Below are 17731 nucleotides of genomic sequence, written 5' to 3' on the forward strand. Positions count from 1 at the left end.
ATTGCATATCAGGAAACATAAAATAGAAAAAGACGGCACATCGTCTGTTTTATGTAAAGTAATTAAACGGTAAATTTACAATTAATAGTTATCATGACAGTTAAAGACAAGAAACAAGAGACGATGGTTAAGCAACAAACTTTTGATTCCGAAGAAGCTTTTCAAGCCTCACTTGAATATTTTAGAGGTGATGAATTAGCTGCACGTGTTTGGGTGAATAAGTATGCTTTGAAAGATTCATTTGGTAATATCTACGAAAAGACACCAGATGATATGCATCGTCGTATCGCCAGTGAAATTTCACGTGTTGAGAAAAAGTATATTAATCCACTTTCTGAAGACGAAATCTTTGCTGTTCTTAAAGACTTTAAATATATCGTTCCTCAAGGGAGCCCCATGTCAGGTATTGGAAATAAATTCCAGATTGCTTCTTTGTCAAACTGTTTTGTGATTGGAAATAGCGGTGATTCTGATTCTTATGGTGGTATCATGAAAATCGATCAGGAGCAAGTACAATTGATGAAACGCCGTGGGGGTGTTGGTCATGATTTATCGCATATCCGTCCAAAGGGGTCTCCTGTTAAGAATTCGGCTTTAACATCGACAGGTATTGTGCCATTTATGGAGCGTTACTCAAATTCGACTCGTGAAGTTGCTCAGGATGGTCGTCGTGGAGCTTTAATGCTTAGTGTATCTGTTAAGCATCCTGACTCGGAAGAGTTTATCGATGCAAAGATGGAGCAGGGAAAAGTAACCGGAGCCAATGTGTCTGTGAAAATTCACGATGGGTTTATGCAGGCTGTTCTTGAAGGAAAGAATTATACTCAGCAATACCCAATTAACGCTGAGAACCCAAAATATACAAAAGATATTGATGCAGGTAAGTTGTGGAAGAAAATCGTTCACAATGCATGGAAATCAGCAGAACCCGGTATTTTATTCTGGGATACGATTGAGAGAGAATCTGTGCCTGATTGTTATGCAGATTTAGGTTACCGCACTGTTTCGACTAATCCATGTGGTGAGATTCCATTGTGTCCTTATGATTCGTGTCGTTTGTTGGCGATCAATCTTTATAGCTATGTAGAGAATCCTTTTACTCCTGAGGCAAAATTCAACTTCGATCTTTTTAAGAAGCATGTTGGAATGGCTCAACGTATCATGGATGATATTATTGATCTTGAACTTGAGAAGATTGATGCGATTATAGAAAAAATTGAAAATGATCCTGAGGACGCTGAAGTGAAACGTGTTGAGCGTAATCTTTGGAATAATATTAAAACCAAAGCTAACGAAGGTAGACGTACGGGTGTTGGTATTACAGCTGAAGGCGATATGGTTGCGGCTATGGGCTTGCAATACGGTACCGAAGCTGCTACTGATTTCTCAGAAGAAGTTCACAAGGTGATTGCTGTTGAAGCATACCGTGCATCTGTATATTTGGCTAAAGATCGTGGTGCATTTACCATTTTCGATGCTAAAAGAGAAAGCAAAAATCCATTTATTTTACGTTTGAAGGAGGCTGATCCTGAAATGTATGAAGATATGGTGAAATATGGTCGTCGTAATATTGCTTGTTTGACGATTGCTCCAACGGGTACAACCAGTTTGATGACACAAACAACATCAGGTATCGAGCCTGTCTTTTTACCTGTGTACAAGCGTCGTAGAAAAGTGAATCCTAACGATAAAGACGTTCGTGTTGACTTTACCGATGAGGTGGGTGATTGTTGGGAAGAGTTTGTGGTATTCCACCATAAATTTGTGACCTGGATGGAAGCCAATGGTATTGAAACGGCACGCCATTTTACTGATGAAGAAGTTGATGAGTTGGTAAAACAGTCGCCATATTATAAAGCCACATCCAATGATGTTGATTGGTTGCAAAAAGTACGTATGCAAGGTCGTATCCAGAAATGGGTTGATCACTCAATTAGTGTAACTGTTAATTTGCCAAGCGATGTTTCTGAAGAGCTTGTTGGCGACCTTTATGTAGAAGCCTGGAAGAGCGGATGTAAAGGATGTACCGTTTACCGTGATGGTTCCCGATCAGGAGTTTTGATTGCTAATGATAAAAAGGAGGGAGCAGGAGACAAAGATATGCCTGAGAAACGCCCAACGGAGCTTGAGGCTGAAGTGGTTCGTTTCCAGAATAATAAAGAAAAGTGGATTGCGATTATCGGTCTTTATAATGGAAAACCTTATGAGATTTTTACGGGTATTCAGGATGATGAGGAAGGTATCTTATTACCTAAATCAGTAAACAAAGGTTTTATTCTGAAACGTAAGGATGAGGAAGGCAACACCCGATATGACTTCCAATACAGCAACAAACGTGGCTTTAAAACAACTTTTGAAGGTCTGTCGTACAAATTCAACAAAGAATTCTGGAACTACGCAAAATTGATCTCAGGGGTATTACGTCATGGTATGCCAATTGAGCAGGTTGTGAATTTGGTTTCAGGTTTACAATTGGATAGCGAAAATATCAACACATGGAAAAATGGTGTTGAGCGTTCACTTAAGAAATATATCCCTAATGGCACAAAAGCTAAAGGGATGACATGTACCGATTGTGGTTCAGAACATATTATTTATCAGGAGGGTTGCTTGATTTGCCAATCATGCGGAACTTCTAAATGCGGATAAACAATTAGAACAATAAAATTAGGTAAGGACGTTCATATCGAACGTCCTTTTTTTGCATTAAATTTTTCCTTCTTTTTTATGAAGGAGTACCCAAGCTTGTTTTTGGGAGTTGGGTAAATAAAAAAATCCGATCGTTCGATCGGATTTTAAATATAATATGAGGGGTAAATCCCTATTTATTCTGTGCTTTAGCCCATGAATCTTTAAGCGAAACGGTACGGTTAAAGATTAGCTTATCAGCAGAACTATCCTTATCAGTTGAGAAGTAACCCAGACGTGTGAACTGAAAATGATCTTCAGCTTTTGAATTTTTCAACCCAGGTTCAACAAAACAGTTTTCAAGAACTTTTAATGAATCCGGATTGATAAATTCAAGGAAATCCTTGTCTTTATGTCCGTCAGGTGCTTCGTCGTTGAATAAACGATCGTAGATTCGCACATCAGCTTTAAGTGCATGCTTGGCTGAAACCCAGTGCAGTGTTCCTTTCACCTTGCGCTTACTTTCTTCAGTACCGCTACCCGATTTTGATAAGGGATCGTATGTTGCATGAATTTCAGTAATGTTGCCATCAGCATCCTTCACCGCTTTTTCACACATCACAATATAGCCTGCCTTAAGGCGAACTTCGCGACCCGGAGTCATTCTAAAGTATTTCTTAGGCGCATCTTCCATAAAGTCGTCACGCTCGATATAGAGTTCTCTTGAGAATGGAATATCACGTGATCCGGATTCCGGATCTTCAGGGTTGTTTTCGATGCTTAAGAATTCTTCTTGTCCTTCAGGGTAGTTGGTTAAAACCAGTTTTACCGGATCGAGAACAGCCATTACACGAGGGGCTGTTTTATTTAAATCTTCGCGAACACAGTGTTCCAAAACAGAAACATCAATCACGTTATTACGCTTGGCAACACCAATGATATCAGCAAAATTGCGAATTGAATTTGGCGTATAACCTCTGCGACGCAAACCTGAAATGGTTGGCATTCGTGGATCGTCCCATCCCGATACATGTTTCTCTGTTACCAATTGAAGCAGTTTACGCTTACTCATTACAGTATAACTCAGGTTCAAACGAGCAAATTCACGCTGTTTAGGCTTGTATTCAGTATCTGTAATATTGTTTACAAACCACTCGTAAAGCGGACGGTGAACTTCAAATTCAAGCGTACAGATTGAGTGGGTAATACCCTCTAAATAATCCGACTCGCCATGAGCATAGTCGTACATTGGGTAAATACACCAGGCGTTACCTGTACGGTGGTGATGTGCATGCAGAATACGGTACATCAACGGATCACGCATGTGCATGTTTGGCGATGCCATATCAATTTTGGCACGTAACACTTTTTCTCCATCTTTAAACTCACCGGCTCTCATGCGGGCAAACAGATCCAAATTCTCTTCAACGCTACGGTTGCGAAAAGGGCTCTCGGTTCCCGGGCTTGTTGGCGTTCCTTTTTGCTCTGCAATTTGTGCAGCAGACTGGTCATCAACATATGCTTTTCCATCTTTAATCAGTTTCACAGCCCAATCGTAAAGCTGCTCAAAATAATCAGAGGTGTAATAAGGCTCCCCGTCCCATTTAAAACCTAACCATTTAATATCTTCCATTATTGAGTCTACGTACTCGGTATCTTCCTTTACAGGATTGGTATCGTCGAAACGTAGGTTACATTTTCCCTGGTATTGTTGGGCAAGGCTGAAGTTTAGGCAGATTGCTTTTGCATGACCAATGTGTAGGTAACCGTTTGGTTCCGGAGGGAAACGGGTGTGTACTCTACCATCATTGACCTTATTTTTCAGATCTTCTTCAATGATCTGCTGGATAAAATTCAGAGATTTTGTTTCGTTAGTGTTCTCTTCATTCATAGTCTTGTTATCCATACTTCATTCTATTTTAGATGATACATGTATTGCCTGAGATTCATCGGAATCTCGCCTTGCTTTTGTCTTTTATACCCGATAGAAACCATTTGGTTGTAAAATTTCAGATATAAGAGGTTCGAACTGACAAAAGTAGAGATTTTCACTAAATAAAACAGTTACTCACACACGAATTTGCACGTGAGACTGAATTTGAATCCGGCATTTAGAAATTTGTTTTATATTCGCCGTGAATTAGTACAAGAATCATGAAGGGAATTATTGAATTAGAAGGATTGGAGTTTTACGGCTATCACGGCTGTTTTGTTGAAGAGCAAGTGGTGGGTAATAAGTTTATTGTGTATGTGCGTATGGAGTATAATGCTGAGAAACCAGCGGCTTCGGATGCCATTACTGATGCACTCAATTATCAACGCGCTTACGAGATGATTCAGGAAGAGTTTAAGATAAAATCTCATCTTTTGGAACATGTGGCCCAGCGTTTATTGGATATGCTTTACGCTAAATTTCCCGAATTGGAGCATGCTATGGTTAAGGTTTCTAAAATGAATCCCCCTATGGGTGGGCAAATCGAAAAAGTGAGTTTAACACTAAGCCGATAAGTTTTTGATTCTCTTTTAGCTGCAGAAGTCGGTTAAAAAAAATGAGAGAAAAGCGTAAAAAAGTTTGTAAAGTATTTTCTTTATTACTTATCTTTGCATCGCTCTTAAGGAGGAAAGGGTCTCTTGGCCGAGTGGCTAGGCAGTGGTCTGCAAAACCATCCACGGCGGTTCGAATCCGCCAGAGACCTCAATTAAAACGCTTAACTTTCTAAAAGTTAAGCGTTTTGTTTTTTATGCCTGACGATTTTTTAATTTGAATCTGTTTCATGTTTTTTAAGACGAAACAGTTTATAAAACCTTATTTATATCTCTGTAAATGTTCCAGATTCGATATTGACTTTAAATTTCTTGGACTTTTTATCTCCACTATATAAAGTATATTTTAAATCGAAAATGACATAATCTGGGTCTTCTTGAGTTATTTCAGCATCATCGACTCTGGAATTATCTGGCAATACATTTTCTGATATCCATATTCTATTCTTTGTTGTAAGATTATTACGATAGAAAGAATTGTTAACAAAACCTATATATTCATACAAATTGATAGGTATAATATTTTCTTCGTTAATATTTATAGAGTCCTCAGCTTTATATATTTCTTCACCATTTACAGTATAAGATATACATACTGTTTCACCTTCCTCATCTGACGTTTGATAGAGTATATGACCTTCATACCAAGGAATGATATAAAATAAGTTTTGAATAAGGGCCCCCATTCTTATTTTTTTTATTTTAGTGTAGTCTTGATTGGAAACAAAAAATAGATCTAAAGAATATGTTGATAATAAATTCTCAGCATATCCTCCTTGTAGGATAAAAACATGATTGTTTTTGTAGGTATAGGCCTGTCTTAGTTTAAAATTTTCAAACGTGTATGTGGCTGTTTCGCCATATCCCTTATCTACCGTAACTATGGTGTCGATTGCAGCTTGTTTATTCCATGAAAGAACATTCGATTTATCAGTTCGATTAAAACATTCAATAAATAGTTGATCTTTTTTTCTGCCATTAAAATAAATCAGATTTGTATCTATTCCCAGGGTGTAGTTTTCAAAATTTACGTCAGAGTCTAGTAAATTATATTCCTCCAAAAGAAGTTCAAATTTAGTTTTGTTAGGTTCTGGAGTTTGTACATCTTCATTCTCTTTATCACAGCCTATAAGAGACAAAGAGAAAATTACAATAATAAAAAAATAGATACTTTTCGTCATAGTTTTTTTATTGTAAATATAGCTTTTATGATAATATCTGCAAGTTTTAAATAATTTAAAATTAAGTTAATAATCCACTCAAGACTAGAGTAATTATTGGTCTGGCAAGTCCTATTTGTTTAGAAAAAAGTTCAGCCTGTCAATTATTTTTTATTCCTCGTGCTTTTTTCGGTAAATTGAATGAATCGGATTTTCAGACTCATTGGCCTTGTTTTTAAAGACTTAAATTATTGGAAGGCATGTGAGTCGAAATAATAAAGTCATTTTAAAAACGGTTTATTATGAAAAAAGTAAAGGCGTATGCTGCAAGTGAGGCAGGAGGACAGTTAAAACCTTTTGAGTACGAATTAGCAGAACTCGGCAAGGATGAGGTGGATATCAAGGTGCATTATTGTGGTATTTGTCATTCTGATTTGAGCATGTTGAATAATGAATGGGGCATGACGAAATACCCCTTTGTTCCCGGACACGAAATAGTGGGCGAGGTTGCAGCCGTGGGCGAGAATGTGAAAACGCTTAAAACGGGTGATTTAGTTGGTTTGGGCTGGAATTCAGCATCCTGTATGCACTGTAAACAATGTATGGATGGGAGTCATCATCTGTGCTATTCAGTAGAAGGGACTATTGTTGGACGACATGGTGGTTTTGCTGATTATGTCAGAGGGCATTGGTCCTGGGCTATTCCACTTCCTGAGGGTATCGATATGAAGAAAGCCGGTCCCCTGCTTTGTGGTGGAATTACGGTGTTTAATCCGATTTTTTTAGCGGATGTAAAAGCGACTGACAAAGTGGGTGTAATCGGAATTGGTGGACTGGGGCATATGGCTTTAAAATTCCTGAACAAGTGGGGCTGTGAGGTGATTGCTTTTAGCTCAAATCCGGATAAAAAAAGGCAGATACTCTCCATGGGGGCAAGCAAAGTGATTGATTCCCGAAATCCTGATGAATTAGAAAGCATTGCGGGCAGTTTGGATTTTATCTTGAACACCGCTAATGTGAGTTTAGATTGGAATGCCTATTTATCAGCTCTTAGTCCTAAGGGGAGATTGCATACGGTAGGTGCTGTTTTAGAACCTATGGCTATACCGGCTTTTTCGCTGATTATGGGTGAGAAATCGGTTGCAGGTAGTCCATTGGGAAGTCCGGCACTCACACTTAAAATGTTGGAGTTTTGTGTTCGCCACGATATTTACCCTATGGTGGAAGAATTTCCTTTGTCTGAGGTGAACGAGGCCATGAGACATTTGGAAGAAGGGAAGGCTCGATATCGTATTGTCTTGAAGGTTTAATTTATAAAAAACGAGCTTTGGCTAAGCTCGTTTTTTTAATGATATACGGAGTTTTCTTTACAAAGGGGGTGATCTGATTTGCCAACGGATCAAGAGGCGTAGTTTTCTTTTAAAAATAAGACTTAAGGCACGCTTATTTTTTTATATTTGTTAGAACAAGCCGGAAAGATGTTGAAAGGAACTGTAGAGGCTTGAAAAGTGTTTCATTTAAAATTATAGACTATGTTATTTTTCTCAAACAATAATGCTCCCAAAACAAGTTATACACCACAGGAATTAATCAGCGAAATGGAAAAGCGAGATGATATTCTATTGATCGATATTCGCGAATCGCATGAGCTGGCTCAGGGTGGCATCGAAAATGCCATTCATATTCCTATGGGGCAAATTCCCGAGAAGATGGGCACCCTGCCAAGAGATAAGGATTTGGTTGTGTTTTGCCATTTAGGTTTCAGAAGCAAGCAGGTGAGAAATTACTTACAAAAGAGTGGTTTTTACAGAACAGCACATTTAAAAGGAGGCATTAATCGTTGGCATCGCGAAGCGAATGTTTAATAGAATAAGCCTTTATCAATTTTATCTGGAAGCTCAGCAATTCATTTTGTTGAGCTTTTTCATTCTAGTTGTTCATTCTAAATAAGAGTTATTATTGAGTAAAATTCTCATCATTATCATCAGGCTTTTTCCCACATTTAGTCTTTTGTAAATGAATTCTGTAAGTTGGTAAATAGAATAATAGTTTTCATGTCTCCATGGATATAATTACCTGATAAGTAGCTGTGTGGATTGCTATTTAGAGTAAATCTACATATTGACTTAGGCAAACATATGCCGTAACTTTGTTCTATTTAAATGTGGGAGGATATTATGGAGAGAAGTAAGATTTATGAGGAGATGGAACAAATGCTCGGACTTGTTCCCAGTATGTTTAAATCAATTCCCGATGCGAGTTTGGAGTTGGAATGGAGTTTATTTAAAACGATACAGCTCGAAGGAGGAAGTCTCGATGGCAAACAGCGGGAACTTATCGGATTGGGGATTTCAGCTGTAACGAAATGTCGTTATTGTGTTTATTTTCATACAGTAATGGCAAAATTAAATGGGGCAACTGATGATGAAATTCAGGAAGCGATTCACTATGCTAAAGCAACAGCTGGTTGGAGTGCTTACGTTAATGGTATGCAGTTAGATTTTGAAGAGTTTACCAAAGAAATTGATGCTGTTTGTGCTCATGTTAGAGAAATGAACATGCAAAATTGAGAGGGAGTCTCGTTTTTCTGATATGTTTGTGTTGAAAGAGTTAAAAAAAAGGTGATCAAATTCTGATCACCTTTTTTTAAAATTATTCTACCAGAATGCTTTGTTTTATAACTATTGGTTCTCCTTTTTCTGAAATCCCTTCTACAGTCAACTCGTATTCTCCTTCTACATCGCTACTTATAAATTCCAAGTTGAAGTCCTTATCACGAGTCAGTTTTATATTGGGCTCCCAAAGCAGATCGGTTCTGAAATCGGCATGATGTCTTTGTTGTTGATTTTCATTTGTTCTTAGATATTCAACACTCTTAGTAAATAAGGGTAAATAATAGCGTTCAGTATTTTTTGGTAGTTCAGATAATTGACAATCTTTTTGTTTTGATGTAACACTTATGATCCCATATAAGTGTGATGAACCATAATAGTATTCATATGGAACTACCTCTATTTTATCAATCATTTTTGAGTTTTTATTCAGTATTTTGGAAGCGTCAGATAAAATAAGTCCATCGTAAAGGATTAGAGGATCTTGTTTAAAAACACGAGCTACATCTGGGCTATAAACATACATGTGAGGCTTCTTTTTTTTGTACTTAATTTTAACTGTTGAAATGAATTCATGAAAATATTCTTCCAAAGAATCTAATTTGATATAGTCATCTGTTTTTATAGAAAATTTGGCTTTACCATAGAAATTCTCTTGTCCTCTATGCAGACAAGTATCTTTCGTCTCATAGAATGACTTCTGGTTATAAATATCTCGGATTCTTTGATTATCAAAAAGTTGCTTTATAAAGGCTAATTGTTCGTCTTTGAATTGTTGCTGATGCCATGGCATGGGAGCGAATCCTTCTGTGTTGTATTTATTTTTTAGTTGAATACCCAGGTCTAAATCATTTCTATGTGGGACTTGAATAGAGATATCATGAAGACCTTTTTTTAAAGGCAGATTAAAGTAAAATTGTCCTTGATCATTTGTACAAAATGTATTGATATCAGCATAAGATCCAATTTTCGAAAGAAAAACATTTTCTTTAGCAAATGGCTTTTGTGTTTTTCTATTCTTTATTGTCCCTTCTAAAATATAAGCTTCAGTCTCGGCGTATCGATTGGCATTTACTTTATACGAGCTGGAATCTCTTAACCAAAGTGTTTCAGGTCCATTTTCTACGATCCAACTTTTATTCTTGATTTGAGCAAACTTTTCAAAATATGGTAACATGTCTGCACCAAAATCCGAATAGAGATTAAGGTAATCGATAATATTTATTGATGAGTTACTTGGTTCTTTTAGTTTAATACTTGCAGATAGGAATAAACTATCAGCATCATGAGAAAGATCTTCTAAGTGAAGATTAAGTCTTATTTTTTTTCTTTTAGAATTCGTAATCCTAGGTCTTTCAATAAAAAGACCACGATGTGATTTTGCAAGGTGTATCACAGCAGTTTTAATAATCTGCTCTTTATTATTTTTTACACAAAGATTATAATTAGTCGATTTTAAGTCATTTAGTTTTAGAAAAAAATCCGTGTTTTTTTGACTAAATTGAAATTCTTTTTCTAATATTTTACCTTCTTTGGATAATAGCTGAAATTTATAAGTTTCGTTAATTTTTGGATTATTCGATGTTAGTGAGATTTTTAGGATTCTATTAAGATCTTCAATTTTTGTGTGAATTGACACATCTTCTTTATCATTGTTAGACTTTAAGAGTGTTAAATCGTTATTGTTTAAATCTCTGAATGTTCCACTTAATTTCTTTAAATTATTGTTGCTATCATTACTCGTATTCTGATTGTTGAAGACAAAGAGAGAAGTGACGTTTGTTAAATTTTCAGAACTTGTTTTCATCCAATGAGAGTAAGCATTAATCGCATAATTACCAGTGGGGAGCTGGGGTGAAATTACAATTCCTCCTACACCCATTCCATGTTCTAGGATGATATCCGTTTGGGCTACAGGGAAACCATTTTCTCCAATCAACTCAACATATGCGACCTTACTGTTTGTCGTTAGTTTTTGAGTTTCTGTATTTATACAGTAGAGCTTAAAGTGGATCGCTTCGCCTGCCATATAAATATTTTTTTGGAGATGCACATGTAATCGTTCCGTAGTTAGTTTTTGAGCAAAACAACCTAAAATCGAAGTTAAATTTACGACTAGAATAAGGCTGATATGCTTGAAGATCTTATTTTTCATAGTACTTAGAATTCAATATTATATGTAATCGTTGGTATAGCTTCTCCAAAAACTGACAGTTTGTATCCCACCACATTACTATCTTCGATACGGAAATATGATGAATATGTATTTCTTTGGCCAGTAAGATTATAAATGCCAAAAGACCATGATGTGTGATAATTCTTGTGCTTTTTCAGATTTCCTTCTACCAATAAAGTGATATCAGATCTAAAATAATTGGGAAGTCTGTATTCATTTCTTTTAGAGTAATATACTATTGGTATATTCTGGATTTGATATTTAGCTGTAGGGTAAGTTGCTGGACGTCCAGTATGATAAACCAAATTGGTTGAAAAAATGAATCGTCTTGAAAGCTTAAAACTTAAGAATGCCTTAAGATTGTGGGGTTTGTCATAAGGAGCTCGGTACCATTCCCCATCGTTCACGGCAAACGCACCAGTTTGATCTTTTGATTTTAAGTAACTTCTCGAGTAGGAGTAGCTGACCATGCCATTGAATCGTCCGGATTTTTTGCGTAATAAGAACTCTACCCCATAGTTTTTGCCATCTGCATTTAAAACCTCTGTTTCAGTAAATTTATTTAAATAGAGTTCTGCACCATCTTTATAATCTTTGGCATTTTTCACACGCTTCGTATAGGCCTCAACCGATAATTCTGCTAGAGAACCCAAAATGCTGCGGTAATATCCCATTGAAAATTGATCACCAATTTGAGGTTTAAGGTAACGATCGCTAAGTTTCCACGTGTCGGTTGGTGATATCGATGTCGTGTTAGATAATAAATGGATGTATTGGCGTGTTCTGTTGTAACTGGCTTTAAACGAATTGTTATTATTCATGGCATAGTTAATTGAAAATCTTACTTCAGGGCCATGATAAATATTGTTTAATCCTCCTGACGTATTTTGGATTTCTGTTCTATTGAGACTGTTAGGTATACCTCCTTCATATAGAGCTTCTTTTCTTTTTCCCAAATTTCCATATAGAGAATAGCGAAAACCAGCCTCAGCATTAATGAATCCAAACAGGTCAAATTTAGCACCTGCAAATATTGCTGTTTCCAAGCCTTTTTCAATATCAATTTTATTCGTTGTGACGAGTGAAGATTTGGAGTTGGGCTTTAATTCCCCTGGGCTGATTTCATAATATTTTGCAGCAGCTCCAAAGTCAAATTTCGTAAAAACATTTTTTTCATATGTTAGGTGCGATTTAAACCCAATATCTTTTACTTGATGTGTTAGTTTGAATGCACTACTAGGAATGTCATTTGAAGCCATATCGTATGAGAAACTTGTGAAATGGGCACTATTTTTCATTTTCAATTTTTCGCTGAAGCGATATCTCCAGTTAATTGAACTGACAAAATTATTGAAATTGTAAACCGTATCGGAATGTAGTTGAAATTCGTCTTTACTATTGTAGTAACTGAGTTCTATTTGGTTGTTAAAGTTTGGTTTATATAGAATTTTACCATGTAAATCATAGAAATTTGATTTCGAATCTACCAATTCTTTTGAGTCGATCTTTTTGATTATCCAATCTGAATAAGTGAATCTGAATGAGTTCATTATTGAAAGCTTTTTCTTCAATAATGGAAGATTAAGATAGGCTTTGGATGTGATAGGACTAACACCTACTTTGCCATTGATCTCATCTGCTATATTTTCTGAAGAATGAATGTCATAAGTAGACGAAATACGCCCTCCAAACTGAATAGGGATACTTGATTTATAAAGACTCGCATCCTGAATCATATCGTTATTAAAGGCTGAGAAGAAACCAAAAAAGTGAGCAGGGTAGTAGATCGGAGCATTATCAATTAGGATTAAGTTCTGATCAGCAGAACCTCCTCTTACATTAAATCCAATAGCACCTTCTCCAGCACTTTCAACACCAGGAAGCATAGTTGTACTTTTTATAATATCAGGCTCTCCAAGTGCTGAGGGCAAACTTTCAATATCCTTAGATACAAAGTGTTCTATGCCCATAGCTGTTCGCTTAACATTGTTGTCCTTTGCAAAAACCTTGACTTCTTTTATGGCTTGCGCTTCCTTAATCATTTGCACATTTAATCGACCATCACCACGAAGGTTTATTTTTCGTACGGTTTTCTTTAATCCCATATGTTTAAAATTTAAAACATAGGATCCTTGTGTCAGTTCAAGTCCAAAGTAACCGTCTTTGTCAGAGGTAACACCTTTTCTCATATTGGGTAGATAAACCTCAACACCCTTGAGGGGCTGGCCAGTCTCAAACAGAGTGATATTTCCGAAAACTTTGACTTTTTTATGCCCTAGAGCAACTCCAATTTCATGAATAACATATTCTTGTTGTTGGAGGATTGAAAGATCATTCTCTAATATTTCATTTTCCACAACCTGAGGTTGCACGTCGTTAATTTTTCTTTGAAAGTTAAATTCGTGATTTAAATTTTCAAATTGTGTTAAAATTAGACTATTCCCCTTAATTAAAAATTGAATTTTCGTTCCAGATAAAACGTCCGTTATTAGACTCTGAAGATCAATATTTGAGTAGTTTTTTTTCAGCTTAATATCTTTAACCCAGGATTCATAATAAAAGGTCTGAATTTGATATTTACTTTCAAGTTCAAGAGTCAATTCGATAAATGACATTCCTTCATATCCAATATTTAATTCCATTTTATTCTGAGCTGAAATGGAATTGATCAGAAAAAGACTGATGAGTAGGATGAGTGTTTTTTTCATAGCTTTTACAAATCAAATTTTGATAGAAGAACAACTGCATCCATTGGCGTTTTTGCTCCAATTTTTAATTTATTACTTCTGATAAAGCGTTTCATTTCTTTTTTCTTATGAGGGAAAATTTTTAAAATATCACCTTTCCGACTTAGAGGAATTAGCTCATTATTTTTAATTAAAAATAAGCTGTTAGCAACAGCATATTTAAATTTTCCAGATTGATCAGACTTTAATACTTTGTATTTCTTTCGTTTGATGACATATCGAAGATTAGGAAATTTCACAAACTGATAGTAGTTGTCAGGATTTAATTTCGGATGTAATAAATCACCTCTAAGAAAATTAAATTCATAGGGGGTATCTGCCACACTAAATCCTTCGAGGAAGCAGGGGTTTATAATAATGTTCCTTTTTGTTTTGTCTGAAGTTTCTATGGCAGTAATAATTTCCTCTGTTAAGATGTCATAGGCAAAGATGATATTGTCAAATTGAGTTCCTTTAAACAGTAAACTTCCCTTGAGGTCCAACCTTTCAAGAAAAAATTGTTCTCCTAAAGCGATTGATGTTTTAGGGACCCAAGTTCTACCATTAATGATTGTTTTTATATTGCCTTTTGAAAGGGGTTGTCCCAAGAGACAATGATTAGATCCAATAAATATTAGGATTAATAAATTAATGTAAATAAATTTTGTTTTCATATGTTTTAGGATTAGGGCCAAAAGGAAGGTTTTTTTATAGGGTATTTTAGATTGCACTCATAGCAATGTACTCGTCTTACAATAAAGATAAGGGTTACACCTACTACATATTCTTCTAAAATATAGAATTTTGTAGGGTCTGGTCTGTTTTTTGGGTCTTTTACTCGAATGGTTATTTTTTTGCATTCCTCAGGAAAGTCAGAGAAATCTACAGTGAATTCGTTTTTAGAAAATAACTTGTTTTTAGTTTGTACCGAGGATGCTTCAAAGTAGCCTAATACCTCACAATTGTCACTACAAGATGAAATATTCCCTTTGATATTTGCAGGTAAAACATCATAGAGATTGCCATTAGATTGATGAATAGCTTTCATGTTTTCCCAAAATTCATAATTTCCCTGAGTTATGGAGTAAAGACTCATATCCAGAAGATATTGGTGTTCTAATTTTATTTCATGTTGAAGAATTTTTGATGTTAGGAGGTGATTGGTTTCTTTTATTGTGAAATCCGAAAGATCAAAAACATTAATTAAGTTGAAGTCATTAGTTGGATAACAAATCTCAGTTGGGGTATCTGATAGTTTTGTTTGAACTTTAAAGGGAGAATGCCATTCGTAACTTTCCCGGTATTCCCATCTTAGATACTTGCTCGTGTTATCAGGATTTTTTGCATCAAAGAATATACCAACGGCATTTTCTTTTGATCCATCCTCCTTTATCACCTCCAGTTCTTCTCCATATATCGAGCTGATATCGAAAGGAGAATGCATTAATTCAGGAATTGATTCGTAGTTTTCACCATTTAGTGTTTGTATTTCAATCCAGTAGGTCTGTCCTATTTCTCCTTGAATAAGATTTGTGGAATTGTGATAAATACCAGGTTCACTTTCTTTAAGGACTTCGGTTTCTCCTTTATCATTATGCAGAATAACTATTGCATCTCGTTCGGGTTTTAATGAAAAATCTTCAATAAACTTAACTGTTCTAAATAATCGAACTTCGCATGATCCTAATTCATTGGTGATTTTTCCATCTACGACAAGTATAGATGCATTGTCATCGATTTCAGGATAGAATTCTTCTGTGCATGAAAAAGAAGATATCAATAAGGATAATATGATGATTAATCTTAGAGTTGTCATTGTACGTTAGGATTAATATAGGATAGACAGGTTATGGCCAAAAGGAAGGTTTTTTTATAGGGTATTTTAGATTGCACTCAAAACAATGTACCCTCCTTACTATAAAAAATGCTGTATTTCCTATTGAATATTCTTTTAAAATATAGAATTTTGTCGGGTCAGGAAATTGACCTAGTTCGAATTGCATGGTTATTGTCTTGCATTCATCGGGGAAATCTGAAAAATTAAGTGAGAATTCACTTTTGGAAAATAGTTCGTTTTTTGTTCGAATTGAGGATGCTTCAAAGTAACCTAATACTTCACAATCATCTTTACAAGATGAAAGATTCCCTCTTATATTGGCAGGCAAAACATCATAGAGATTACCATTAGATTGATGAATAGCTTTCATACTTTCCCAGAATTCATAATTTTCCTGGGATATAGAGTATAGATTCATATTTAAAAGATATTGGTATTCTAATTTAACTTCATGTTGAAGAATTTTTGATGTTAGGAGGTGATTGGCTTCCTTTACTGAGAAACCTGAAAGATCAAAAAGATTAATTAAGTTAAAGTCATTAGCTGGATAACAAATCTCGGTTGGGGTGTCTGAAAGTTTTGATTGAAGTTTAAAGGGAGAGTGCCATTCGTAACTTTCCCGGTATTCCCATCTTAGATAAGTGCTCGTGTTATCATGATTCTTGGCATCAAAGAATATACCAACAGCATTTTCTTTTGAACCATCCTCCTTTATTACCTCTAGTTCATCTCCGTATATCGAGCTGATTTCGAAAGGAGAATGCATTAATTCAGGAATCGATTCGTAGCTTTCACCATTTAATGTTTGTATTTCAATCCAATAGGTCTGTCCTATTTCTCCTTGAATAAGATTTGTAGAATTGTGATAAATACCCGGTTCGCTTTCTTTAAGGACTTCGGTTTCTCCTTTATCATTATGGAGAATAATCATTGCATCTCGTTCGGGTTTTAATGAAAAATCTTCATAAAACTTAACTGTTCTAAATAATCGGACTTCACATGATCCTAATTCATTGGTGATTTTTCCATCCACAACAAGGATTGATACATCTTCATCAATGTCTGGATAAAATTTTTCCGTACAAGAACTTATTGATATTAATAATATCGAAAAATAAAACAGTTTCACTTTTAGGGGCATTGGGTATAAGAGGTTAGGGTTTGCCTAAAAATAATAAATTAATTTACATATAAATATGATGTTGTTCATTTTCATGGCTTCTGAATTTAATTTATAATAAAAAAGCCATCTCTTTTTTATGAGATGGCTATGTTTCTTTTGATAAGTATGAATTCTGATGGATTTTATCAAAACAATATTTTTTTGACGAATTTCACTTTATGAGTGATTAAAATAAATCATAATGATACTTCTGAGATAATTAATTGACTGTCCTTATAAGCCGTGAGATTAAGATTATTGGTATTCAGATTATCAAGAATTAATAATTCGCCTTGATTTAATATTAGATCGTTTTGTTCAATATCTAAACCTATTTCTCCTGTATAGAGGTAGATAAATATCATTGTATGCATTGAGGGAATTGGGTAATCAGTTGTTTGTCCTTGTAGAATAGATAACGAACTTAATTCTCCTTTGGTTTTCCCTTTAGTCATTAAATTAAAATCCGTACACAGGCCTATTGATGAGGTTTGCCAATCACCTTCGAATGCATCAACATCAAGCTCGTGTAGTATTTTATTATAAAGGTTCTTGTGTGAAATTTCTATTTGGCCATCAAGAACCATAATTTTTCTTGAGACTCCAGGTAGTGAGGTAAAGTCTGATTGTTCGACTTCGACTTTAGCTGTACTTAATCTGAAATCGAAATCTCTCAACTCATATTTCGCTGTTTCTGGGTAAATGTATAGTTGGGTACTGGTTCCACCCGACCAGTTTATGGTCTTAAAATCTTTTGCGGGTATGATTGAAAATGCCATAGGATTTTTAACTCTTAGTTTATAATAATTGTGTTCAAACTTAATAATTTGTTTTTCCATTCACATTCTATTTGGTAAATTAGAAGGTAACAACTCCAAATAAATTT

Annotated in this window: 13 protein-coding genes and 1 tRNA gene; 6 read left to right on the top strand and 8 right to left on the bottom strand. The window is 35.3% G+C overall.

The window, feature by feature from the left end; genetic code table 11:
• Positions 1-93 precede the first annotated feature (93 nt).
• Positions 94-2649, top strand: coding sequence for an adenosylcobalamin-dependent ribonucleoside-diphosphate reductase (locus tag EO244_RS10975; RefSeq protein ID WP_129254721.1), 2556 nt, complete (start codon positions 94-96; stop codon positions 2647-2649).
• Between the two features lie 172 nt (positions 2650-2821).
• Here EO244_RS10975 and EO244_RS10980 read toward each other — a convergent pair whose 3' ends face one another.
• Entirely contained in the window at positions 2822-4534 is a 1713-nt protein-coding gene (locus EO244_RS10980) for a glutamine--tRNA ligase/YqeY domain fusion protein (protein ID WP_241687973.1), read from the bottom strand.
• Positions 4535-4782: 248 nt separating this feature from the next.
• Here EO244_RS10980 and folB point away from each other — a divergent pair, with 248 nt between their 5' ends.
• The gene (folB, locus tag EO244_RS10985) at positions 4783-5136 is read left to right on the top strand and encodes a dihydroneopterin aldolase (protein ID WP_129254722.1); all 354 of its coding nucleotides are present in this window, start codon (positions 4783-4785) and stop codon (positions 5134-5136) included.
• Between the two features lie 117 nt (positions 5137-5253).
• Positions 5254-5324 (top strand) — tRNA-Cys (locus EO244_RS10990).
• Between the two features lie 114 nt (positions 5325-5438).
• Here EO244_RS10990 and EO244_RS10995 read toward each other — a convergent pair.
• A complete protein-coding gene (locus tag EO244_RS10995) occupies positions 5439-6353 on the bottom strand; it encodes a hypothetical protein (RefSeq protein WP_129254723.1) in 915 nt (304 codons plus the stop codon).
• Between the two features lie 281 nt (positions 6354-6634).
• On the opposite strand from EO244_RS10995, the gene ahr reads away from it, so the two are divergent.
• The 3 genes from ahr to EO244_RS11010 all read left to right on the top strand — a co-directional run bounded on the left by ahr (position 6635) and on the right by EO244_RS11010 (position 8902).
• Entirely contained in the window at positions 6635-7642 is a 1008-nt protein-coding gene (ahr, locus tag EO244_RS11000) for an NADPH-dependent aldehyde reductase Ahr (RefSeq protein ID WP_129254724.1), read from the top strand.
• A 222-nt stretch (positions 7643-7864) separates the two neighbouring features.
• Positions 7865-8197, top strand: a complete 333-nt coding sequence (locus EO244_RS11005) for a rhodanese-like domain-containing protein (RefSeq protein ID WP_129254725.1) — start codon at positions 7865-7867, stop codon at positions 8195-8197.
• A gap of 312 nt (positions 8198-8509) precedes the next feature.
• Positions 8510-8902 (top strand): carboxymuconolactone decarboxylase family protein, encoded by a 393-nt coding sequence (locus EO244_RS11010; protein ID WP_164977472.1) that lies wholly within the window; start codon positions 8510-8512, stop codon positions 8900-8902.
• Between the two features lie 82 nt (positions 8903-8984).
• On the opposite strand, the gene EO244_RS11015 is transcribed toward EO244_RS11010, so the two are convergent.
• From EO244_RS11015 to EO244_RS11040, 6 genes are all read right to left on the bottom strand, one after another.
• Positions 8985-11099 carry a hypothetical protein gene (locus EO244_RS11015; protein ID WP_129254727.1) on the bottom strand — a complete coding sequence of 705 codons (2115 nt, stop codon included), beginning with the start codon at positions 11097-11099 and terminating at the stop codon, positions 8985-8987.
• 5 nt (positions 11100-11104) lie between these two features.
• Complete coding sequence (locus EO244_RS11020; RefSeq protein ID WP_129254728.1) at positions 11105-13828, bottom strand: TonB-dependent receptor; 2724 nt, start codon at positions 13826-13828, stop codon at positions 11105-11107.
• Between the two features lie 5 nt (positions 13829-13833).
• A complete protein-coding gene (locus EO244_RS11025) occupies positions 13834-14520 on the bottom strand; it encodes a hypothetical protein (protein ID WP_129254729.1) in 687 nt (228 codons plus the stop codon).
• An 11-nt stretch (positions 14521-14531) separates the two neighbouring features.
• Positions 14532-15662 (bottom strand): DUF4249 domain-containing protein, encoded by a 1131-nt coding sequence (locus tag EO244_RS11030; protein WP_129254730.1) that lies wholly within the window; start codon positions 15660-15662, stop codon positions 14532-14534.
• Positions 15663-15693: 31 nt separating this feature from the next.
• Entirely contained in the window at positions 15694-16812 is a 1119-nt protein-coding gene (locus tag EO244_RS11035; protein WP_164977473.1) for a DUF4249 domain-containing protein, read from the bottom strand.
• A gap of 230 nt (positions 16813-17042) precedes the next feature.
• A complete protein-coding gene (locus tag EO244_RS11040) occupies positions 17043-17684 on the bottom strand; it encodes a HutD/Ves family protein (RefSeq protein ID WP_129254732.1) in 642 nt (213 codons plus the stop codon).
• Between the last annotated feature and the right edge of the window lie 47 nt (positions 17685-17731).

It is taken from the genome of Ancylomarina salipaludis (genome assembly GCF_004122035.1).
In the GTDB taxonomy this organism is placed as follows: domain Bacteria; phylum Bacteroidota; class Bacteroidia; order Bacteroidales; family Marinifilaceae; genus Ancylomarina; species Ancylomarina salipaludis.

Bases quoted from the DNA above. Each gene is read 5' to 3' on its own strand.
- EO244_RS10975 (WP_129254721.1), top strand. From the start codon at position 94: ATGACAGTTAAAGACAAGAAACAAGAGACGATGGTTAAGCAACAAACT.
- EO244_RS10980 (WP_241687973.1), bottom strand. From the start codon at position 4,534: ATGGATAACAAGACTATGAATGAAGAGAACACTAACGAAACAAAATCT.
- folB (WP_129254722.1), top strand. From the start codon at position 4,783: ATGAAGGGAATTATTGAATTAGAAGGATTGGAGTTTTACGGCTATCAC.
- EO244_RS10995 (WP_129254723.1), bottom strand. From the start codon at position 6,353: ATGACGAAAAGTATCTATTTTTTTATTATTGTAATTTTCTCTTTGTCT.
- ahr (WP_129254724.1), top strand. From the start codon at position 6,635: ATGAAAAAAGTAAAGGCGTATGCTGCAAGTGAGGCAGGAGGACAGTTA.
- EO244_RS11005 (WP_129254725.1), top strand. From the start codon at position 7,865: ATGTTATTTTTCTCAAACAATAATGCTCCCAAAACAAGTTATACACCA.
- EO244_RS11010 (WP_164977472.1), top strand. From the start codon at position 8,510: ATGGAGAGAAGTAAGATTTATGAGGAGATGGAACAAATGCTCGGACTT.
- EO244_RS11015 (WP_129254727.1), bottom strand. From the start codon at position 11,099: ATGAAAAATAAGATCTTCAAGCATATCAGCCTTATTCTAGTCGTAAAT.
- EO244_RS11020 (WP_129254728.1), bottom strand. From the start codon at position 13,828: ATGAAAAAAACACTCATCCTACTCATCAGTCTTTTTCTGATCAATTCC.
- EO244_RS11025 (WP_129254729.1), bottom strand. From the start codon at position 14,520: ATGAAAACAAAATTTATTTACATTAATTTATTAATCCTAATATTTATT.
- EO244_RS11030 (WP_129254730.1), bottom strand. From the start codon at position 15,662: ATGACAACTCTAAGATTAATCATCATATTATCCTTATTGATATCTTCT.
- EO244_RS11040 (WP_129254732.1), bottom strand. From the start codon at position 17,684: ATGGAAAAACAAATTATTAAGTTTGAACACAATTATTATAAACTAAGA.